Here is a 21,333-nt window from a genome sequence, read left to right as displayed (position 1 = left end):
CAAAGCGCCGCCGAGAGCACCACCCCTCCGCCGAACCGACGGCATCACCCAGACAGATCAGCAGCACCCCGACGTAACCCTCAACAGCGTCTTCCCTCGGACGCTCGTCGCCGGAGGCACCACCGTGAAGGAAATCCTGGACGCGATCCAGTCGCCGGAGTCCACGTCCGCCGACTTCGCCGCTCTGCCGCTCCCCGAGTCGTACCGCGCGATCACCGTGCACAAGGACGAGACGGAGATGTTCGCGGGCCTCGAGACCCGCGACAAGGACCCCCGCAAGTCGATCCACCTCGACGAGGTCCCCCTGCCCGAGCTCGGCCCGGGCGAGGCCCTGGTGGCCGTCATGGCCTCGTCGGTCAACTACAACTCGGTGTGGACGTCGATCTTCGAACCGCTGTCGACGTTCGGCTTCCTGGAGCGCTACGGCCGGCTCAGCGAGCTGACCAAGCGCCACGACCTGCCGTACCACATCATCGGCTCCGACCTCGCGGGCGTCGTCCTGCGCACCGGCCCCGGCGTCAACGCCTGGAAGCCCGGTGACGAGGTCGTCGCGCACTGCCTGTCCGTCGAGCTGGAGTCCAGCGACGGCCACAACGACACCATGCTCGACCCCGAGCAGCGCATCTGGGGCTTCGAGACCAACTTCGGCGGTCTCGCCGAGATCGCGCTGGTCAAGTCCAACCAGCTGATGCCGAAGCCGGACCACCTCAGCTGGGAGGAGGCCGCCGCGCCGGGCCTGGTCAACTCCACCGCCTACCGGCAGCTCGTCTCCCGCAACGGCGCCGCCATGAAGCAGGGCGACAACGTCCTGATCTGGGGCGCGAGCGGCGGACTCGGCTCCTACGCCACGCAGTTCGCGCTCGCCGGCGGCGCCAACCCGATCTGTGTCGTCTCCTCGCCGCAGAAGGCGGAGATCTGCCGGTCCATGGGCGCCGAGGCGATCATCGACCGCAACGCCGAGGGCTACAAGTTCTGGAAGGACGAGTCCACCCAGGACCCCAAGGAGTGGAAGCGCTTCGGCAAGCGCATCCGCGAACTCACCGGCGGCGAGGACATCGACATCGTCTTCGAGCACCCCGGCCGCGAGACCTTCGGCGCCTCCGTCTACGTCACCCGCAAGGGCGGCACCATCACCACCTGCGCGTCGACCTCGGGCTACATGCACGAGTACGACAACCGCTACCTGTGGATGTCCCTGAAGCGGATCATCGGCTCGCACTTCGCCAACTACCGCGAGGCCTGGGAGGCCAACCGGCTCATCGCGAAGGGCAAGATCCACCCGACCCTGTCGAAGGTGTACTCCCTGGAGGACACCGGCCAGGCCGCCTACGACGTGCACCGCAACCTCCACCAGGGCAAGGTCGGCGTGCTCTGCCTCGCCCCCGAGGAGGGCCTGGGCGTGCGCGACCAGGCCAAGCGGGACCAGCACATCGACGCCATCAACCGCTTCCGCAACATCTGAGACATCCGGGAGCACAGATGACTGAGCGCCAGAAGGACCGGCCGTGGCTGATGCGCACGTACGCCGGCCACTCCACGGCGGAGGCGTCCAACGAGCTGTACCGGCGCAACCTCGCCAAGGGCCAGACCGGTCTGTCGGTGGCGTTCGACCTGCCGACGCAGACCGGGTACGACTCCGACCACATCCTCGCCCGCGGCGAGGTCGGCCGGGTGGGCGTGCCGGTCGCGCACCTCGGTGACATGCGCCGGCTGTTCCAGGACATACCCCTGGAGCAGATGAACACCTCGATGACCATCAACGCCACCGCCATGTGGCTGCTGGCGCTCTACCAGGTCGTCGCCGAGGAGCAGGGTGCGGACATCACCCAGCTCCAGGGCACGACCCAGAACGACATCGTCAAGGAATACCTGTCGCGGGGAACCCATGTCTTCCCGCCGGGGCCCTCACTCCGGCTGACGACGGACATGATCGCTTACACGGTCTCCCACATCCCGAAGTGGAACCCGATCAACATCTGCAGCTACCACCTGCAGGAGGCGGGCGCCACACCGGTCCAGGAGATCGCGTACGCGATGTCCACCGCGATCGCGGTTCTCGACGCCGTGCGCGACTCGGGGCAGGTTCCCGAGGAGAAGTTCGGGGACGTCGTGGCCCGTATCTCCTTCTTCGTGAACGCGGGCGTCCGCTTCATCGAGGAGATGTGCAAGATGCGGGCGTTCGGGCGGATCTGGGACAAGATCACGCGCGAGCGGTACGGCATCGAGAACCCCAAGCAGCGCCGTTTCCGGTACGGCGTCCAGGTCAACTCGCTCGGGCTGACCGAGGCGCAGCCGGAGAACAACGTCCAGCGGATCGTGCTGGAGATGCTGGCCGTGACCCTCTCCAAGGACGCACGCGCGCGTGCCGTGCAGCTGCCCGCCTGGAACGAGGCGCTGGGCCTGCCCCGGCCGTGGGACCAGCAGTGGTCGCTGCGCATCCAGCAGGTCCTCGCCCACGAGAGCGACCTGCTGGAGTACGCGGACATCTTCGAGGGCTCCCATGTCATCGAGGCGAAGGTCGCCGCGCTGGTGGAGGAGTCGCTCACCGAGATCGAGCGGATCCAGGAGATGGGCGGCGCGATGGCCGCCGTCGAGTCCGGCTATCTGAAGTCGCAGCTCGTCGCCTCGCACGCCGAGCGCCGGGCGCGGATCGAGTCCGGCCAGGAGAAGATCGTCGGCGTCAACATCTTCGAGACGACCGAGCCGAACCCGCTGACCGCCGACCTGGACACGGCGATCCAGACGGTCGACCCGGCCGTCGAGGCCCGTGTCATCGCCTCGCTCCAGCACTGGCGGGACACGCGCTACCAGCCGCCCTTCAACCACCCGCGCCCGTGCAAGGCGCTGGAGCGGCTGAAGGAGGCCGCGAAGGGCACGGACAACCTCATGGAGGCCACCCTGGAGTGCGCCCGCGCCGGGGTCACGACCGGCGAGTGGGCCGGTGCCCTCCGTGAGGTGTTCGGGGAGTTCCGCGCCCCGACCGGTGTCTCCTCCGCCCCGGTGGCGGTGGCGGCCGAGGAGGGCTCGGCCCTGTCCGGGGTGCGCCGCAAGGTGGAGCTGACCGCGCGGGACCTCGGTGTGGGCAAGCTCCGCTTCCTGGTCGGCAAGCCGGGCCTGGACGGGCATTCCAACGGGGCCGAGCAGATCGCCGTGCGGGCCCGTGACGCCGGGTTCGAGGTGGTCTACCAGGGCATCCGGCTCACCCCCGAGCAGATCGTGGACGCGGCCCTCGCCGAGGACGTGCACGCGGTGGGGCTGTCCATCCTCTCCGGCTCGCACGCGCAGCTCGTCCCGGACGTCCTGGAGCGGCTGCGGGACGCCGGCGCGACCGACATCCCGGTGATCGCCGGCGGGATCATCCCGAACGCCGACGCCGAGCAGCTCAGGGCCGCCGGAGTGGCCGCCGTGTTCACCCCGAAGGACTTCGACATCACCGGGATCATCGGCCGTATCGTCGACGAGATCCGCAAGGCCAACAAGCTCGACCCCCTGGAGGTCCCCGCATGACCGTCAACCGTCTGCGTCCCCGCCGCTCGTGTCTCGCGGTACCGGGAAGCAACCCCCGCTTCCTGGAGAAGGCGCAGGGCCTCCCGGCGGACCAGGTGTTCCTCGACCTGGAGGACGCGTGCGCCCCGCTCGCCAAGCCCGAGGCGCGGCACACCATCGTCAAGTTCCTCAACGAGGGCGACTGGACCGGCAAGACGCGGGTCGTGCGGGTCAACGACTGGACGACGGAGTGGACGTACCGCGATGTCGTCACCGTGGTCGAGGGGGCCGGCCAGAACCTCGACTGCATCATGCTGCCGAAGGTGCAGACGGCCCAGCAGGTCGTCGCGCTGGACCTGCTGCTCACCCAGATCGAGAAGACGATGGGCTTCGAGGTCGGCAAGATCGGCATCGAGGCGCAGATCGAGAACGCGCAGGGCCTCAACAACGTCAACGAGATCGCGCAGGCCTCTCCGCGCGTCGAGACGATCATCTTCGGTCCGGCCGACTTCATGGCGTCGATCAACATGAAGTCGCTGGTCGTGGGCGAGCAGCCGCCCGGCTACCCGGCGGACGCCTACCACTACATCCTGATGAAGATCCTGATGGCCGCCCGCGCCAACAACCTCCAGGCGATCGACGGCCCCTACCTCCAGATCCGCAACATCGACGGCTACCGCGAGGTCGCACAGCGCGCCGCGGCCCTCGGGTTCGACGGCAAGTGGGTGCTGCACCCGGGCCAGGTCGAGGCGTCCAACGAGATCTTCTCGCCGTCGCAGGAGGACTACGACCACGCGGAGCTGATCCTGGACGCGTACGACTACTACACGTCCGAGGCGGGCGGCAAGAAGGGCTCCGCGATGCTCGGCGACGAGATGATCGACGAGGCCAGCCGCAAGATGGCGCTGGTCATCTCCGGCAAGGGCCGTGCGGCGGGCATGCAGCGCACGTCCAAGTTCGAGATCCCGGAGGCCTGAGCGCGATGCAGTTCGGACGCACGTACGAGGAGTTCGAGGTCGGGGCGGTCTACAAGCACTGGCCCGGGAAGACGGTCACGGAGTACGACGACCACCTCTTCTGTCTCCTCACCATGAACCACCACCCGCTCCACATGGACGCGAACTACGCCGAGAGCACGACGGACTTCGGCAAGAACGTCGTCGTCGGCAACTACGTCTACTCGCTGCTGCTCGGCATGTCCGTCCCGGACGTCTCCGGCAAGGCGATCGCGAACCTGGAGATCGAGTCGCTGCGGCACGTGGCGCCGACCTTCCACGGCGACACGATCTACGGCGAGACGACGGTGCTGGACAAGTGGCCGTCGAAGTCGAAGAACGACCGCGGCATCGTCCATGTCGAGACCAAGGGCTACAAGCAGGACGGCACCCTCGTGTGCGTCTTCCGCCGCAAGGTGATGGTGCCCACCGAGACGTACATCAAGGAGCGCGGCGGCGAGCAGCCCGGCCGCCCGGAGCTGAAGGCACAGGAGAAGTAGCCATGGCGCGACTCGCCCAGACCCACGGCCTCACGGACATCCAGCGGGAGATCCTCTCCACCGTCCGCGACTTCGTGGACAAGGAGATCATCCCGGTCGCGACCGAGCTGGAGCACCGCGACGAGTACCCGCAAGCGATCGTCGACGGACTCAAGGAGCTGGGTCTGTTCGGTCTGATGATCCCCGAGGAGTACGGCGGTCTGGGCGAGTCCCTCCTCACCTACGCGCTGTGCGTGGAGGAGATCGCCCGCGGCTGGATGTCCGTGTCCGGGATCATCAACACGCACTTCATCGTGGCGTACATGCTCAAGCAGCACGGCACCGAGGAGCAGAAGGAGTACTTCCTGCCGCGGATGGCGGCCGGCGACGTCCGCGGTGCCTTCTCGATGTCGGAGCCGGGGCTCGGCTCGGATGTGTCGGCGATCACATCGAAGGCGGTCAAGGACGGCGACGAGTACGTCCTGAACGGTCAGAAGATGTGGCTGACGAACGGCGGGACGTCAACCCTCGTCGCCGTTCTCGTCCGAAGTGACGAAGGACACCCCGAGGGCACGGCACCCCACAAGTCGATGACGACCTTCCTGGTCGAGAAGGAGCCCGGCTTCGGAGAGGTCCGGCCCGGCCTCACCATTCCCGGGAAGATCGACAAGATGGGCTACAAGGGCGTCGACACGACCGAACTCATCATGGACGGACTGCGCATTCCGGCCAATCGTGTACTCGGCGGCGTCACCGGCCGAGGGTTTTACCAAATGATGGACGGTGTCGAGGTGGGCCGCGTGAATGTGGCGGCGCGTGGCTGCGGTGTCGCGCAGCGTGCATTCGAGCTGGGTGTGCAGTACGCCCAGCAGCGCCACACCTTCGGCAAGCAGATCGCCCAGCACCAGGCCATCCAGTTCAAGCTGGCCGAGATGGCTACCAAGGTCGAGGCCGCTCATGCCATGATGGTGAACGCAGCACGCAAAAAGGACTCGGGCGAACGAAACGACCTCGAAGCAGGGATGGCGAAGTACCTCGCCTCCGAATACTGCAAAGAAGTCGTCGAGGACGCTTTCCGGATCCACGGCGGCTACGGCTTCTCCAAGGAGTACGAGATCGAGCGCCTCTACAGGGAGGCCCCGATGCTGCTCATCGGTGAAGGTACCGCCGAAATCCAGAAAATGATCATCGGTCGCCGGCTACTCGAGGAGTATCGATTCCAGGGCTAGTCCAGGGTCGAATGTCTGGTTCGGGGTGTTTTCTTCGAGAAGAAGATCACACCCCGTCAGCAGTGTTCGGCCGCCGACTCGGCTTCCTGGCTTGCCCAGTTGCGGGCCGCGACCGGTACGATCCCCGGAAAGCCGCCGTCCCCTGTCACCGCGCGGCATCATCCGCTACGAAGGTCATCCATGCCCCACAGCCAAACCTCTGCACCTCGCGACAGCCTCGCTGGCGTACGGCTCGCGCGCGGAGCATCGCCGTGGCTTCTCCCGACCGTCGCCACCGCAGCACTCAGCCTCGCCCGCTCGCGCCGCTCCGGCGCCGCGCGGGCCGTGGCCGTACCCGCCACCGCGCTGGCGGCGGGCATGCTGTGGTTCTTCCGCGACCCCGAGCGTGAGATCGCCCAGGGCCGGGTCATCTCGCCCGCCGACGGAGTGGTGCAGAGCATCATGCCGTGGAAGGACGGCCGGACCCGCGTCGCGATCTTCATGAGCCCGCTCAACGTGCATGTGAACCGCGCGCCGCTCTCCGGCACGGTGACGTCCGTCGAGCACATCCCGGGCGGGTTCGTCCCGGCGTTCAACAAGGAGAGCGAGAACAACGAGCGCGTCGTCTGGCACTTCGACACCGAACTCGGTGACATCGAGATGATCCAGATCGCCGGCGCCGTGGCTCGCCGCATCGTTCCGTACGTTCCCGAGGGCACCAAGGTCGAGCAGGGTGACCGGATCGGGCTGATCCGCTTCGGTTCGCGGGTCGACATCTACCTGCCCGAGGGCGTGGAGGTCGACGTCGAGGTGGGTCAGAAGACCGTGGCTGGGGTGACTCGCATTGACCGTGATTGATCCTGATACACAGGCCGGGAAGACCGGCCCGGCGACCGACTGGATGCCGGACGTCGACGAGACGGAGGACGACGCGGAGGAGATGCCGCTGTCGCTGCGCCTGTCGATAGCGGACACGCTGACGCTGGGCAACGCGACGTGCGGCTTCATGGCGGTGTACTTCACCACCACGGGCATCCTCATCCCGCACATCACGGGCAGCCAGGAGACGGGCATGGCCCGCCACAGCGCGGCCACGGCGGTCATCCTGATGCTCTGCGCGGCCATCTTCGACCTGTTCGACGGGCTGGTGGCGCGCAAGCTCCGCTCCTCGCCGATGGGCGCGGAGCTGGACAACCTCTCCGACCTGATCAGCTTCGGTCTGGCGCCCGCGTACTTCGTCCTCGTCTACGGCATGGTCGCGAACGACGCGCACCAGCGGGTGGCCGCGGTGGGTGCGATCGTCGTGCTTCTGGCGGTGGTGCTGAGGCTCGCCAGATTCTCCTGCGTGACCGTGAAGGACGGCACCTTCCAGGGCATGCCGTCGCCGTTCGGCGCGCTGACCGTGGTGTCGATCGTGCTGCTGGAGCTGCCCTTCGAGGCGACGCTCCTGGCGATCCTCGGCACGGCGTGGCTGATGGTGAGCCGGGTCGAGTACCCGAAGCCGCGGGGTGTCCTCGCGGTCGCGATGCTCTCCTGGATCGTCCTGTCCATGGGGCTCCTGGCGGCCTGGGCCTTCGCGGCCCCCGGCGGGCAGTTCCTGCTCCAGGCCGGCTGCGCCCTGCAGCTCGTCATGGGCGCGGTCATCCCGCTGTTCGCCACGGCCCGCCGGGTGAACACCTTCCGCGACAACCGGCGCGAGGCGCGGGCGGCCCAGCTGCCCTGACCCACAGCAGCACCGACAGGTGTGGCCCGAGCCCTCCCGGCTCGGGCCACACCTGTTTCGCGTTCAAAGGATCTGGCGCAGGCCGGTTACGACGTCTTCATCCTGTGATCTCCAGGGCTCCGGCAGGTCGATCCGCCCGAGGCAGATGGACGACCCGTGCCACACGAACCCGGCCCAGCAGCCATCGGTCCTGGTGCCCCGCACCATCCCGGCGCCCTGCCCGCCCCAGTACAAGACCGAGCTGGGCGACTCGCTGAGCGACTGGGCGGAGTTCGGGTCGGTGGTCCAGTTCATCCGGTCCGAGCATCGAGCTGCCCCTGACCGATCAGGTCAGGAAGTCCCGGGCGATTCCCTCGGCCACCCGCTCCAGGATCGGGCCCGGGTCGGCGAGGCAGCGGGCCACGTCCGGCTCGACCTCCGTCAGCGGGTACGCCCTGCGGATGCCGGCGCGGCCCAGCGCCTCCGGGGGCAGGGCCAGGCGGCCGCAGACCGCCACGACCTCCTTGCCCGCGGCCCGCGCGGCCGCGGCGACCCCCGCGGGCGCTTTGCCGTGCAGCGTCTGCTCGTCCAGGGAGCCCTCGCCGGTGATCACCAGCGTGGCCTCCTCCAGCGCCCGCGCGAAGCCCAGGACGTCGAGCATCACCTCGATGCCGGGGCGGAAGCGGGCGCCGAGGACGAGGGCGCCGTAGCCGATGCCGCCCGCGGCGCCCGCGCCGGGGGCGAGCGCGTGCTCGGCGGCCCGGCCGCCGAGCGACTTCTCCAGAACGGCCGCGAAGTGGGCGAGCGCCGCGTCGAGAACCGCCACGTCCGCGGGGCTCGCGCCCTTCTGCGGGCCGTACACCGCGGGCGCCCCCTTGGGGCCCGTCAGCGGGTTGTCGACGTCGCTCGCCAGGACGAGGTCGACCGAGGCGAACCTGGGGTCCAGGTCCGACAGGTCCGCCGTCACCAGGTCCCGCAGTCCGCCACCGCCCGGCCCGACGGGCTCGCCCGCCGCGTCCAGGAAGCGCGCGCCCAGGGCGGCGAGCATGCCCGCGCCGCCGTCCGTCGTGGCGCTGCCGCCCACCCCGAACACGATCGTGCGGGCACCCGCGTCGAGCGCGGCACGCAACAGCTCCCCGGAGCCGTACGTGGAGGCGGTGAGCGGCGCGAAGACCCCCGCGGGCAGCAGCTGCAACCCGCTCGCCTCGGCCATCTCGACCACGGCGGTGTCGCCGCGCAGCGCGTACGCGGCGGTCACGGGCTCGCCCAGCGGGCCGGTCACCCGTACCTCGTGGCGGGTGAATCCGGCGGCGACCGCGGCGGCCACCGTGCCGTCTCCCCCGTCGGCCACCGGCAGCGCCTCGACCTCCAGGTCCGGCAGGACCCGGCGCAGGCCCGCCGTCACCCGCGCGGCGACCTGGACGGCGGTGAGCGTGCCCTTGAACTTGTCCGCGGCGATCAACACCCGCGGGGTCGCCGTGCCGGTGTCGGTCCCGTCCACTGCGGCGTTCGCCACCTTGCGTTCCCCTCGCTCATCGGGCCTTGCGCATGTCAGGGCAGTCGCGCCGCTGTGACCTTAACCTCACCGGGGCGGCTCCGTCATGCCCCGTCCCGCCCATCGAGCGCGACACGCCGCGTACCCGCCCGTTCACCGAGCGCCGATCCGCGGAATTGGGTAGACCTTCAGCCATGACCCCTGTGGGCAGCGAACTCGCCGACCGTGTACTCGGAGGCTGGCTGGGCCGGATCGCGGGCAACATGCTCGGCAAGCCGGTCGAGCAGGGCGACCACTGGACGCGGGAGCGCATCGACCGCTATCTGCGCCGCGCCGACGCGCTGCCCCTCACCGACTACCTGCCGGAGCCGGCCGACGAGGGCGACCGGCTCGCACTGCGTCCCGAGTGGCGGGAGTGCGTGCGCGGCCGCGTCCACGGCAGTTGCCGCGACGACGACGTCGACTACGCGGTCCTCGGGCTGCACCTGCTGGAGACGCACGGTTTCGACTTCACCACCGAGCAGGTCGGCGATCTGTGGCTGCTGCGGTTGCCGTATCTCCAGACGTTCACGGCGGAGCGGGCGGCCTACCGCAATCTGGCCAATGGTCTGAAGCCCCCGTTGACCGCCACGTACGACAATCCGTACCAGGAGTGGATCGGTGCCCTCATCCGCGCCGACGTCCACGGCTGGACCAGCCCGGGCGCGCCCCGGCGCGCGGCCTCGCTGGCCCGCCGTGACGCGGTCCTGTCGCACACCGGCAACGGCGTGTACGGGGCGATGTGGGCGGCGGCGCTGGTCTCGGCGGCGTTCACGGCGGGCACCGTGCGCGAGGCCGTGGAGCAGGCGCTGACGGTGATCCCGGCGAGCAGCCGGCTCGCGCGGACCGTGCGGCGGGTCGCCTCGCTGCACGAGACGGGGATGACCTGGGACGACACGCTCACGACGGTGGCGGAGGAGACCGCGGGGGCGCACTGGATCCACACGATCCCGAACGCGGCGGTGATCACCGCCGGGCTCCTGTACGGCGACGGTGACTTCACCCGCACCGTCGCGCTGACCGTGCGCGGCGGCCTGGACACCGACTCGAACGGCGCGACCGCCGGTTCGGTGGCGGGGGTGCTGTGCGGGGCGGCGGCGATCCCGGACCGGTGGAAGGACCCGCTGGAGGACACCGTGCGCAGCGCCGTGTTCGGCTTCGACGGGGTGCGGATCAGCGAACTCGCGGAGCGGACGGTGCGGTTGGCGCGGACCTCGGTGTGAGGGTGGGCGCCGTCTACCCTTCCTGGATGACCACTCAAGACTTCGCCGCGTACATCGCGAGCCTCCCGAAGGTCCTCGCCGGCGCCGCCGCGATCCTCCGTGACGCCGAGGGGCGGGTCCTGCTCGTGGAGCCCAACTACCGCGAGGGGTGGGCGTTGCCGGGCGGGACGATCGAGTCGGACGACGGGGAGACGCCCCGGCAGGGCGCGCGGCGCGAGACCGCCGAGGAGATCGGCCTCGACATCGAGCCCGGGCGGTTGCTCGCCGTGGACTGGGTGCACGGCGTGGGGCGGCCGCCGCTGGTGGCGTACCTGTACGACGGCGGGGTGATCGGTGAGGGCGAGCTGTCCCGCATCCGGTTGCAGGAGGAGGAGTTGCTGTCGTGGCGGCTCGTGCCGCGGGCCGAACTGACCGGGTACCTGCCGGAGGCTCTGGGTCGCCGTGTGCTCGCCGCGCTCGACGCGCTGGCGGACGGCACCGGTCCGGTGGAGTTGGAGAACGGGATCCGGGTCGGCTGAGGACCGTCGACAATGCGCCACGGCTACCCGCTGTCGCGGGGGTCGGCCATTGACAGGAGTCAGCTGACCTACGGTCAAGTGCCCTTGTACGGATGGTGAAAAGGTGTCCGCCATCGTTGATGAAAATTAAAGCGTTGGCTGAAAACGCTGCCCACTGGTCACTCCAGCCTCTAGGCTGACCGCAGACCCCGTCCGAGCGATCGCCCTGCGCTCGCCCGCTCCGGTACCGGGGCGGCACTCGGGATCCCTGGACCGGCATCCCGGGCGCGGGCCGCGGCTTCGGCAGGATTGCGGGGCTCTGGGGAGCGGTCGTACGGGATCCCCCGGACACGCCGGTCTCCCCCCACCCGCGCGGGCCGTTTCCCGCCCGGCTTGACCGAGAACAGGCAGCTGAGGTCATGGAACCACTTGACCCTGACGATCCCGAGGTACTGGGTCCCCACCGGCTCGCGGCCCGGCTCGGCGCGGGCGGGATGGGGCGGGTCTACCTGGCGCGCTCCCCCCAGGGGCGGTTCGTCGCGGTCAAGGCCATCCGCCCCGAGCTGGTGGGCGACCGGAACTTCCGGATTCGTTTCCGGCGCGAGGTGGAGGCGGCGGGGGCCCTGGGCGGCCGGTACACGGCGCCCGTGGTGGACGCCGACCCGGACGGCCCGATCCCGTGGCTGGCCACCGACTACATCGCCGGCCCCACCCTGGCCGAGGCCGTCCTGGAGCACGGGCCGCTGCCGGTGGAGTCTGTGCTGGCGCTGGGCGCCGGGATCGCCGAGGCGCTGATCTCGGTGCAGGCGGCCGGGCTGGTGCACCGCGATCTGAAGCCGTCCAACGTCCTGCTGGCGGCCGACGGTCCGCGGGTCATCGACTTCGGCATCGTCCGCGCCACCGACGGCTACGACCTCACCCGCTCGGGAGCGCTGTTCGGGTCCTTCGAGTACATGTGTCCCGAGCAGGCCACGGGCGAGCCACTGGGCCCCGAGGGCGACGTCTTCTCCCTAGGGTCCGTGCTCACGTACGCCGCGTCCGGACACGCCCCGTTCAGCGGGACGGCGGCGGCCACGCTCCTCTACCAGGTCGTGCACAGCGAGCCCGATCTGTCGGGCGTACCGGACCCGCTCGACAAGATCATCAGTCTCTGTCTCACCAAGGACCCGCGGCTGCGGATCACTCCGGACAAGCTGGCCGCCGCCTGCGCGCCGGGCGGGGTGGAGCAGGTGACGGGCGACGGCTGGCTGCCGCCGTCGGTGACCGCCTCGATCGCCCTGCGCGTGGCGGCCGTCGCGACGTTCGCCACCGCGCCGGACGACGTCCGCCCCGGCCCAGTGTCCTGGGACGTCCCCGAGCCGTCCCCCCATCGCCGGGACGCGGCGGGCGGCGTCCAGGAGCAGGACCGGGCGCCCCACGCCGAGGGCCGGGCACCGTACGGTCCCGCCCCGGCGCCGTCCACCTCGGGCCGGTCCGCGTACGCGTCCGATCCGGCGCCCTACGCTTGCGAGCCCGCCCCGTACGCCTCCGCGACGCCGGTGCCGTGCGCGGCGGAGGGCTGTGACCACTCCGCCCACCCGGACGGGGTGGCGGACACCGTCGAGTCGCCCGGCGCCGAGGCTCCCGGCGCCCACCCCGGCGGCTCCCCCGGGCAGCCGGAGCCCTATCGCGGGAGCTCGCCCGGTCATCGCCGGGTGCCCGAACGGTCGGGACCGTCCCGGCGTACGGTGCTCGCCGCGTCGGCCGCCTCCACCACCGCGGCCGCCATCGGGGGTGCCGTGTTCCTGTCCCGGCGGGACAAGCCCGCCGGGCGGAGGACGACGCCGCTCGGCCCGGCCCCCGAGCCGCTCTGGGTGTACCGGGGCGACCCGCTGCTCCAGGCGCCGGCCGTGTTCCACAAGGGGGCGGCCCTGGTGAAGACCCGGCCGGGTGACCTGCTCAGTCTCGACCTCAAGAACGGCACCCGGCCCAAGTGGGTCTACCGCGGCATCAGCCAGTCCCCCACCCCGGTGGTGCTGACCTTCGGCGCGGCGGTCGCGCTGGGCGAGGGCTCGACGGTGATCGGCGTGGACCCGGCCGACGGCTCGGAGCGGTTCACCATCGACTTCGGACCGGACTTCCGGTTCACCACGCTGCTCGGTGTCGTCGACGCCCGCTACATCTCCGTCATCGGCGTCCGGCTCCAGCGGGAGTCCGAGGAGCAGGGCGTCGCGACGTCCACGGACACCGTCTTCGGCGTCGACCTCGCGCGCCGCCGCGCCGAGGTCATCCCCATCAGCCCGGAGGACGTCGGCATCCGACTGGCCCCGGTGATCGTCCCCGGCTACTTCGTCTACGCCGACGGCCTGCGCAATGTGACGGCCCGCGACACCGACGGCTCCGGCGTCCTGTGGCGGCACCCCGTCGGCTACGACCTCCGGCCGGGTCTCGCCGTCCTCGACCGGACCGTGTTCGCCATCGGCCAGGAACTCAAGGCCCTCAACCTCGCCACGGGCAAGGTGCGCTGGCGGGTGAGCCCCGACGACGGCCAGTTCGCCTCCCTCGGCGTCTACGGCAACACCGTGTACGTCACCGCCACCAACCCCTCCGGCGTCCACGCCTTCAACGCCGCGACCGGCTCCCGGCGCTGGTTCTGCCCCACCCCGCCGCTCAACGGCGGCCTGCCGGTGACCACCGGGCCGAGCGCGGTCTATGTGCCCGCCTACAAGAACAGGAACGGCTTCTACGCCATCGACGCCGCCCGCGGCCGGCTGCTGTGGCACTTCACCGACGGCGTGGAGACCGGCGTCAACGACTGGCAGCTCGCCTACGACCACTCCGGCGTCCTGGTCGCCCAGCACTACGACCGCGCCTACGGCATCCCCGCCCCCTGACCGCCCCGGCTCCAGCGGCCCCTTGGCCCTTGGCGCCCTGGGCGCACTCCGATATCCGCTGGTCCCGCGCTGCCGGGCGACCTACCCTCGGCCCCATGAAGAAGCCCCTCGTCGCCCTGCTCAGCGGCGCCGGTGTCTCCACCGACTCCGGTATCCCCGACTACCGCGGTCCGAACGGGCTGTGGCGTACGGACCCGGAGGCCGAGAAGCTGGTGACGTACGAGTACTACATGGGTGATCCGGAGATCCGCCGACGCTCGTGGCGGATGCGGCGGGAGAGCGAGACGCTGAACGCCGAGCCGAACGCGGCCCACCTGGCGATCGCCGAGCTGGAGCGGTCCGGGGTGCCGGTACGGGTGATCACGCAGAACGTGGACGGGCTCCACCAGCTGGCCGGGATGCCGGCCCGCAAGGTCCTCGAACTGCACGGCACGGCCCGGTCCGTGGTGTGCACCGAGTGTCATGCCCGTACGCCGATGGAGGACGCGCTCGCCCGTCTCGACGCCGGTGAGGACGACCCGCCGTGCCTGGAGTGCGGGGGCGTGCTGAAGTCGGCGACGGTGATGTTCGGTGAGCGCCTCGACCCGGTGGTGCTCGGCGAGGCCGTCTCCGTCGCGAAGGCGTGCGAGGTGTTCATAGCCGTCGGCACCAGCCTCCAGGTGCAGCCCGCCGCCGGGCTCGCCGGGGTCGCCGCCGACCACGGGGCCCGGCTGATCATCGTGAACGCCGAGCCCACTCCGTACGACGAGCTGGCCGACGAGGTCGTACGAGATCCGATCGGCACCGCGCTGCCGGAACTGCTGCGCAGGGTCGGTGCCGTGGACGGCTGAGCGGCCGGGAGCCGGGCGGCCGGCGGCGGGCGATCAGAACAGCGCTGTGCCCTGTTCGAAGTCGAGCAGGCGCCGCTTGCGGTCCAGGCCACCGCCGTACCCGGTGAGGCTGCCGTCGGAGCCGACCACGCGATGGCAGGGCACGATGATCCCGACGGGGTTCTTGCCGTTGGCGAGGCCGACCGCCCGGGACGCCTTGGGACTGCCCAAGGAGTCGGCGAGTTCGCCGTACGAGCGGGTCTCCCCGAAGGGGATCCGTGCGAGCTGCTCCCACACGCCGCGCTGGAACGGGGTGCCGTGCAGACGCAGTGTGAGGGTGAACTGCCGCAGCTCGCCCGCGAAGTAGGCGGCCAGCTGCTCCTTCGCGTCGGCGAGGAGGGTGTCGTCGCGCGGGCCGAAGTGCTCCTGCGGCGGGCGGTGGCGCTGCCCGGTCATGTAGAGGCCGCAGAGCACGCCGTCGTCGGCGACGAGGGTGAGGGGGCCGTAGGGGCTGTCGGTCACTGTGTGCTGCTTCATGCCGTGTCCTTCAAAGGGCTCATGCGGGAAGGAAGTTGATGGGGTGGCTGTCCGTCGCCCACAGGTACTGGACGGCGTACGCCCGCCAGGGCCGCCAGGCCGCAGCGCGGGCGGTGAGCGCGGCCGGGGTGGACGGCAGGCCCAGTTCCGAGGCGGCGCGCCGGACGCCGAGGTCGGTGGGGAGGAAGGCGTCGGGGTCGCCGAGGGCGCGCATGGCGATGACGTCGGCGGTCCAGGGGCCGAAGCCGGGCAGGTCGAGGAGGCGGGCGCGGGTCTCTGCCCAGTCGCTGTCCACCCCCAGGTGCAGCTCGCCCCCGGCGAGCCGGCCGACGAGCGTGGTGAGGGTCGCCCGGCGGGTGCGGGGCATCGCCAGGGTCGCGGGGTCGACGGCGGCGAGCGCCTCGGGTGAGGGGAAGAGATGGGTGAGGCCGCCCTCGGGGTCGTCGACGGGGTCGCCGTGGGCGAGGACCAGGCGGCCCGCGTGGGTGCGGGCGGCGGCCGTGGAGACCTGCTGGCCGAGCACCGCCCGTACGGCGAACTCGGCCTCGTCTACGGTGCGCGGCACCCGGCGGCCGGGCGCCTTGTCGACCAGCGGCGCCAGCACCGGGTCCTCCCGCAACTGCTCGTCCACCGCGACCGGGTCGGCGTCGAGGTCCAGCATGCGGCGGCAGCGGCTGATGGCGACGGGCAGGTCGCGCAGGTCGCTGAGGGTGAGCCGGCAGGCGATGTGGTCGGGGCGCGGGGTGAGGCCGACGATGCCGTGTCCGTACGGCAGCCGGAGCGTGCGCCGGTACGCGCCGTCGCGCCACTCCTCCACGCCGGGCACGGCGGTCGCGGCGAGGTGCCCGAAGAGGTTGTCGGGGTTGAGCGGGGCCCGGAAGGGGAGCCGCAGGGCCAGGACACCCGGTGTCCCGGCGGGGCCGCCGGGCGCCACGACCGGGATCCCGGCCCGCTTCGCGGCCCGGTCCCGCAGCTCGCTGGGTGAGAGCGCGAACACCTCCCGCACGGTGTCGTTGAACGTCCGGATCGAGGCGAAGCCGGCGGCGAACGCGATCTCCGCCATGGGCAGCGCGGTGGTCTCGATCAGCAGCCGCGCGGTCTGCGCCCGCTGCGCCCGGGCGAGGGCCAGCGGCCCCGCCCCCAGCTCCGCCAGCAGCTGCCGCTCGACCTGCCGGGTGCTGTACCCGAGCCGCCGGGCCAGCCCCGGCACACCCTCCCGGTCGACGACGCCGTCCGCCACGAGCCGCATCGCCCGGGCCACGAGGTCGGCCCGCTGGTCCCATTCCGGTGATCCCGGGCTCGTGTCGGGCCGGCACCGCTTGCACGCCCGGTACCCGGCCTGCTGGCAGGCCGCCGCGCTCGGATAGAACGTCATGTTCCGCGGCTTCGGCGGCACCGCGGGACAGCTCGGCCGGCAGTAGATCCGCGTGGTCAGCACGGCGGTGAACACCCACCCGTCGAACCGCGCGTCCTTCGACTGCACGGCCCGCACACACCGCTCCACGTCCCTGTACATCCCGTTCCGCATGGCTCAAGCATCGAGCACGGGAGGGGGCCGGGCTGGCGAGAATCCGACATCGAGGTGGGGGCGACCTCGGCACGGCCATGGGCCTCGGGGGACGGCCGCACCACGGGACGAGCCGCGGACGCCCCCGTCGGGTGGCCCCCGTCGGGTGCGGCTACCCGACGGCCCGTCGCCAGGCGCTCTCCCGCAGCAGCCGCAGCCCGTTGAGGCCCACGATCACGGTGGATCCCTCGTGCCCGGCGACGCCGAGCGGCAACGGCAGATGCCCCACCAGGTCCCACACCACCAGCACGGCGATGCACACCCCCGCGATCACCAGGTTCTGCACCACCAGCCGCCGGGCCGCCCGCGACAACCGCACCACCGCCGGGATCGCGACCAGCTCGTCCCGCACGACCACCGCGTCCGCCGTCTCCAGCGCCAGGTCGGACCCGGCCCGGCCCATCGCCACCCCGGAGTGCGCGGCGGCCAGCGCGGGCGCGTCGTTGACCCCGTCGCCGACGAACAGCACCTTGCGGCCCTCGCCGCCCTGCAGCTCCCGTACGGCCGTCACCTTGTCCTGGGGCAGCAGCCCGGCCCGGACGTCGGTGATCCCGGTGTCGGCGGCCACCCGGGCGGCGGTCCGCGGATTGTCCCCGGTCAGCAGCACGGGCGCGCTGCCGGTCACCGCGGTGAGCCCCGCGACGGCGGCGGACGCGTCGTGACGCACACGGTCCGTGAGGGTCAGCAGTCCGACGGCGACCCCGTCCCGCGCGACGAGAACGGTCGTCCCTCCGGAATCCTGACGGCCGACGAGGTCGCCGCCGGTGACGTCACCGTCGAGGGCTTCGCCGTCGGAGGCGCCGTACTCGTCCGGTCGGCCCACGGTGACCACGGACCCCTCGACAGTGGCGCGCACGCCCCGCCCCGGCGTGGCCACGAACTCCTCGGCGGTGGCCGGGCGCAGCCCTCGCGCACCGGCGGCGGCGACCACCGCGCGGGCCAGCGGGTGCTCGCTCGGGTGCTCGGCGGCCGCGGCCAGCGCCAGCAGCCCGTCCTCGTCGAGCCCGGAGCCCGGCAGCGGCCGTACGGCGGTGACCTCGGGCGTGCCCTCGGTGAGGGTGCCGGTCTTGTCGAGCGCGGTGACGTCGACCTCGCCCAACCGCTCCATGGCGACGGCCGACTTGACGAGGACGCCGTGCCGGCCGGCGTTGGCGATGGCGGAGAGCAGTGGCGGCATGGTGGCCAGCACGACCGCGCAGGGCGAGGCGACGATCATGAAGGTCATGGCCCGGAGCAGGGCCTCGGTGAGGTCCTCGCCGAAGGCCAGCGGGATGCCGAAGACGGCGAGGGTCGCGACGACGACTCCGACGGCGTACCGCTGTTCGACCTTCTCGATGAACAGCTGGGTGGGCGCCTTGGTGCGGGACGCCTCCTCGACGAGGCCGACGATGCGGGCGATGACGGAGTCGGCGGGGTCGCGTTCCACGCGGACGCGCAGCGCGCCGTTGCCGTTGAGGGTGCCGGCGAAGACCTCGTCGCCCGGCGCCTTGGGCACGGGCAGGGGTTCACCGGTGATGGTCGCCTGGTCGGCCTCGCTCTCGCCCTCCAGGACCCGGCCGTCGGCGCCGATGCGTTCGCCGGGGCGGACCAGCACCGTGTCGCCGACGGCGAGCCGGTCGGTCGGCACGGTCTCCTCGGTGCCGTCCGGTGACAGCCGGGTGGCCGTGGTGGGCGCGAGGTCGAGCAGGCCGCGTACGGAGTCGGCGGTACGGGCGGTGGCGAGGGCCTCCAGGGCGCCGGAGGTGGCGAAGATGACGATCAGGAGGGCGCCGTCGAGGACCTGGCCGATCGCGGCGGCGCCGAGCGCCGCGACGATCATCAGCAGATCGACGTCGAGGCTCTTCTCACGCAGCGCCCGCAGCCCTTCGAGCGCGGGCTCCCAGCCGCCGGCCGCGTACGCGACGACGTAGAGCGGGCCGTACAGCCAGGCGGAGGCGCCGGCGAGGTCCAGCGGGAAGGCGATGAGGAAGGCGACGGTCGACGCCAGGGCCCAGCGCGCCTCGGGGAGGGCGAGGAGGCGGGTGCGGCGGCGGGGGGCCGTCGACGGGGGCGTACGGCGGACCGGTGACGGGGCGAGAGTGGCAGACACCCGGCCCACCATACAGGAACACATGAAGACTCATTCATGCCTTCATGTGCGGTGAGTAAGATACTCGCCATGGGTCATGGAGCCGTAACCGCCACCGCGCAGGACGCCACCCCCCGCGTACGTCTGGACGCGGGCAACGTCGCGAAGGTGGCCACCACCCTCCAGGCCCTGTCCACGCCCTCCCGGCTGCTGATCCTGGCCCGGCTGCGCGAAGGCCCGCTCCCGGCGACCGAGTTGGCCGCCGAGGTCGGCATGGAACAGTCCGCGTGCTCCCACCAGCTGCGCCTGCTGCGGAACCTGGGGCTCGTGGTGGGCGAGCGCCGGGGCCGTTCGGTGGTGTACGCGCTGCACGACCATCATGTCGCCGAGCTGCTGGACCAGGCCGTGTACCACGTGGAGCACCTGCGGCTGGGGATCAGCGACGCGCCCGAGGGGGACTGAGCGGCCGGGCGCGGCGGACGGGCCGGAGGGCGCACACGGCAACGACTTTAGGGGCCCCTCGCCCGTTCCACCGTCCGGGACCGCCGCGTCGAGGCGGCGGCGCGGGCAGGAGGCGAGCGGGCGCGGGGCGGGCCCCGTCAGCCGACCTGGGACGCGAACGCCTCGTACGCTCGGTCGTCGAACAGGACGAACCTGACCTCCTCCACCGCCGTTTCGGTGGAGCGGACCGTCTCGACGGCGATGCGGGCGGCGTCGTCCATGGGCCAGCCGTAGATGCCGGCGGAGACGGCGGGGAAGGCGACCGTGCGGGCGCCCAACTCGTCGGCCACTCGGAGGGATTCGCGGTAGCAGGAGGCGAGGAGGGCGGACCGGTCCAGGCTTTGGCTGTGGACCGGGCCCACCGTGTGGATGACCCATCGGGCGTCCAGCGCTCCGGCCGTGGTGGCCACCGCCTGCCCCGTCGGCAGGCCCCTGCCGTAGTGCGAGGCGCGGAGCCTGCGGCAGTCCTCCAGGATGGCGGGGCCGCCGCGCCGGTGGATCGCGCCGTCCACTCCTCCCCCACCGAGGAGGGAGGAGTTCGCGGCGTTCACGATGGCGTCGACGGACTGCTGGGTGATGTCCCCCTGGACGAGGGTGATGGTGGTCATGACCACCTCTATAGCAGCAGTCGTCAGCCCTCCACCCGGTCGCCGGGCCATCCGTCGGTCACCAGGCGACCGGCAGTGACCGCACCCCGTGCACCGGGCTCAGCGGCTGCGCGAAGTCCTCGGGGTCGGCGGTCAGGCGCAGGCCGGGCAGCCGGTCGAAGAGGGCGGGCAGGGCGATGCCCAGTTCGGCGCGGGCGAGGGACTCGCCGACGCAGTGGTGGGCCCCGTGCCCGAACGCGAGGTGCCGGGACGCGTCCCGGGTGACGTCCAGCCGGTCCGGGTCGGGGTAGACGTCCGGGTCGCGGTTGGCCGCCTGGAGGGGCACGATGACGCCCTCGCCGGCGCGGATGAGCACGCCGCCCACCTCCACGTCCTCGGTGGCGACCCTGCGCATGCCCGAGTGCACCACCGTCAGGTACCGCAGCAGTTCGTCCACCGCGCCCGGCCACAGCGCGGGGTCGGCGCGCAGCGCGGCGAGCTGCGCCGGGTCGCGCAGCAGGGCCACGGTCGACAGGGCGATCATGTTCGCGGTGGTCTCGTGGCCCCCGAGGAGCAGCACGAACGAGACGCCGACGGCCTCCTCGACCGTGGCCTGGCCGGTGGCCACCCGTTCCGTCGCGAGCCGGGAGAGCAGGTCGTCGGCGGGTTCCTCGGTCCGTCGGGCGAGCAGTTCACCGAGGTAGTCGTACAGACGGGCGCGGGCGGCCATCGCCTCCTGGGGGCTGGTGGCGATGGTGAGGAAGGTCCGGGCCTGGTGCTGGAAGAACGCGTGGTCCTCGTAGGGCACGCCGAGCAGTTCGCAGATCACCAGCGACGGCAGCGGCAGGGCGTACGCCTCGACGAGGTCCGCCTCGGTGGCCCCGTCGGCCGTCATGGTGTCGATCAGGTTCCCGACGTGCCGGGTGACGGAGGGGTGCAGCGCTTCGACCCGGCGATGGGTGAAGTCGCTGATGAGCATGCGCCGCAGTCGGTTGTGGTCGGGGCCGTCCATCATGAAGATCTGGCCGGGGGTGCGCGGTGTGGGCTGGGGGCGCATGGTCGGGTAGCCGTCACGGGTGCCGTCGGAGCTGAAGCGGGCGTCGGAGAGCACCGTGCGGGCGTGCTCGTGCCGGGTGATCACCCAGGGGCTGTTGTCGCCCCACAGCGCCACGCGGCGGATGGGCTCCTCGGCCTGCCACTTGGCGTACTCGGGGGCGGGGTCGAGCAGGGGGCGGGCGGTGGGGAGCGGGGGGTGCGTGGTCATCGC

Annotated in this window: 19 protein-coding genes; 12 read left to right on the top strand and 7 right to left on the bottom strand. The window is 71.6% G+C overall.

The annotated features are described in order from the left end of the window. Positions 1-124: 124 nt before the first annotated feature. The 7 genes from ccrA to pssA all read left to right on the top strand — a co-directional run bounded on the left by ccrA (position 125) and on the right by pssA (position 7,891). Positions 125-1,462, top strand: a complete 1,338-nt coding sequence (gene ccrA / locus ACZ4Z3_RS12875) for a crotonyl-CoA carboxylase/reductase (protein WP_055714912.1) — start codon at positions 125-127, stop codon at positions 1,460-1,462. 17 nt (positions 1,463-1,479) lie between these two features. Further along, complete coding sequence (locus ACZ4Z3_RS12870) at positions 1,480-3,507, top strand: protein meaA (protein WP_468500995.1); 2,028 nt, start codon at positions 1,480-1,482, stop codon at positions 3,505-3,507. Beyond that, positions 3,504-4,463 (top strand): HpcH/HpaI aldolase/citrate lyase family protein, encoded by a 960-nt coding sequence (locus ACZ4Z3_RS12865; RefSeq protein WP_468500994.1) that lies wholly within the window; start codon positions 3,504-3,506, stop codon positions 4,461-4,463. Before ACZ4Z3_RS12870 ends, ACZ4Z3_RS12865 begins: the two co-directional genes overlap by 4 nt. A gap of 5 nt (positions 4,464-4,468) precedes the next feature. Next, positions 4,469-4,981 carry a MaoC family dehydratase gene (locus ACZ4Z3_RS12860; protein ID WP_107461406.1) on the top strand — a complete coding sequence of 171 codons (513 nt, stop codon included), beginning with the start codon at positions 4,469-4,471 and terminating at the stop codon, positions 4,979-4,981. A 2-nt stretch (positions 4,982-4,983) separates the two neighbouring features. Beyond that, positions 4,984-6,189, top strand: coding sequence for an acyl-CoA dehydrogenase family protein (locus ACZ4Z3_RS12855; protein ID WP_468500993.1), 1,206 nt, complete (start codon positions 4,984-4,986; stop codon positions 6,187-6,189). 180 nt (positions 6,190-6,369) lie between these two features. Continuing rightward, positions 6,370-7,026: a phosphatidylserine decarboxylase gene (locus tag ACZ4Z3_RS12850; RefSeq protein ID WP_079049686.1), complete on the top strand. Its 657-nt coding sequence runs from the start codon at positions 6,370-6,372 to the stop codon at positions 7,024-7,026. A gap of 43 nt (positions 7,027-7,069) precedes the next feature. Beyond that, positions 7,070-7,891: a CDP-diacylglycerol--serine O-phosphatidyltransferase gene (gene pssA, locus ACZ4Z3_RS12845; protein ID WP_468501426.1), complete on the top strand. Its 822-nt coding sequence runs from the start codon at positions 7,070-7,072 to the stop codon at positions 7,889-7,891. A gap of 63 nt (positions 7,892-7,954) precedes the next feature. Here the strand turns inward: pssA and ACZ4Z3_RS12840 are convergent, their stop codons facing one another. Both ACZ4Z3_RS12840 and ACZ4Z3_RS12835 read right to left on the bottom strand, forming a co-directional pair. Next, entirely contained in the window at positions 7,955-8,185 is a 231-nt protein-coding gene (locus tag ACZ4Z3_RS12840; RefSeq protein WP_468500992.1) for a hypothetical protein, read from the bottom strand. 31 nt (positions 8,186-8,216) lie between these two features. Further along, positions 8,217-9,386 (bottom strand): glycerate kinase, encoded by a 1,170-nt coding sequence (locus ACZ4Z3_RS12835; RefSeq protein ID WP_468500991.1) that lies wholly within the window; start codon positions 9,384-9,386, stop codon positions 8,217-8,219. Between the two features lie 173 nt (positions 9,387-9,559). Here ACZ4Z3_RS12835 and ACZ4Z3_RS12830 point away from each other — a divergent pair, with 173 nt between their 5' ends. The 4 genes from ACZ4Z3_RS12830 to ACZ4Z3_RS12815 all read left to right on the top strand — a co-directional run bounded on the left by ACZ4Z3_RS12830 (position 9,560) and on the right by ACZ4Z3_RS12815 (position 14,827). Continuing rightward, positions 9,560-10,627 carry an ADP-ribosylglycohydrolase family protein gene (locus tag ACZ4Z3_RS12830; RefSeq protein ID WP_468500990.1) on the top strand — a complete coding sequence of 356 codons (1,068 nt, stop codon included), beginning with the start codon at positions 9,560-9,562 and terminating at the stop codon, positions 10,625-10,627. 26 nt (positions 10,628-10,653) lie between these two features. Then, a complete protein-coding gene (locus ACZ4Z3_RS12825) occupies positions 10,654-11,145 on the top strand; it encodes an NUDIX domain-containing protein (RefSeq protein ID WP_468500989.1) in 492 nt (163 codons plus the stop codon). Between the two features lie 398 nt (positions 11,146-11,543). Then, positions 11,544-13,997, top strand: a complete 2,454-nt coding sequence (locus ACZ4Z3_RS12820; protein WP_468500988.1) for a protein kinase domain-containing protein — start codon at positions 11,544-11,546, stop codon at positions 13,995-13,997. Between the two features lie 95 nt (positions 13,998-14,092). Next, positions 14,093-14,827 (top strand): SIR2 family NAD-dependent protein deacylase, encoded by a 735-nt coding sequence (locus ACZ4Z3_RS12815; protein WP_468500987.1) that lies wholly within the window; start codon positions 14,093-14,095, stop codon positions 14,825-14,827. A 33-nt stretch (positions 14,828-14,860) separates the two neighbouring features. On the opposite strand, the gene ACZ4Z3_RS12810 is transcribed toward ACZ4Z3_RS12815, so the two are convergent. The 3 genes from ACZ4Z3_RS12810 to ACZ4Z3_RS12800 all read right to left on the bottom strand — a co-directional run bounded on the left by ACZ4Z3_RS12810 (position 14,861) and on the right by ACZ4Z3_RS12800 (position 19,011). Beyond that, the gene (locus ACZ4Z3_RS12810) at positions 14,861-15,343 is read right to left on the bottom strand and encodes a methylated-DNA--[protein]-cysteine S-methyltransferase (RefSeq protein WP_468500986.1); all 483 of its coding nucleotides are present in this window, start codon (positions 15,341-15,343) and stop codon (positions 14,861-14,863) included. Between the two features lie 19 nt (positions 15,344-15,362). After that, positions 15,363-16,871: an AlkA N-terminal domain-containing protein gene (locus ACZ4Z3_RS12805; RefSeq protein ID WP_468500985.1), complete on the bottom strand. Its 1,509-nt coding sequence runs from the start codon at positions 16,869-16,871 to the stop codon at positions 15,363-15,365. Positions 16,872-17,022: 151 nt separating this feature from the next. After that, on the bottom strand, positions 17,023-19,011 hold the full coding sequence (locus tag ACZ4Z3_RS12800; RefSeq protein ID WP_468501425.1) for a heavy metal translocating P-type ATPase: 1,989 nt from the start codon (positions 19,009-19,011) through the stop codon (positions 17,023-17,025). Between the two features lie 57 nt (positions 19,012-19,068). On the opposite strand from ACZ4Z3_RS12800, the gene ACZ4Z3_RS12795 reads away from it, so the two are divergent. Next, a complete protein-coding gene (locus tag ACZ4Z3_RS12795) occupies positions 19,069-19,440 on the top strand; it encodes an ArsR/SmtB family transcription factor (RefSeq protein ID WP_055523282.1) in 372 nt (123 codons plus the stop codon). 137 nt (positions 19,441-19,577) lie between these two features. Here the strand turns inward: ACZ4Z3_RS12795 and ACZ4Z3_RS12790 are convergent, their stop codons facing one another. Then, positions 19,578-20,087, bottom strand: a complete 510-nt coding sequence (locus ACZ4Z3_RS12790) for an O-acetyl-ADP-ribose deacetylase (RefSeq protein ID WP_468500984.1) — start codon at positions 20,085-20,087, stop codon at positions 19,578-19,580. A 58-nt stretch (positions 20,088-20,145) separates the two neighbouring features. Beyond that, the gene (locus tag ACZ4Z3_RS12785) at positions 20,146-21,330 is read right to left on the bottom strand and encodes a cytochrome P450 (RefSeq protein WP_468500983.1); all 1,185 of its coding nucleotides are present in this window, start codon (positions 21,328-21,330) and stop codon (positions 20,146-20,148) included. Between the last annotated feature and the right edge of the window lie 3 nt (positions 21,331-21,333).

The sequence above is a fragment of the Streptomyces sp. NPDC030296 genome (genome assembly GCF_055572815.1).
Note: the sequence above shows the minus strand (reverse complement) of the source record. Positions and strands in the feature narration are given on the sequence as shown.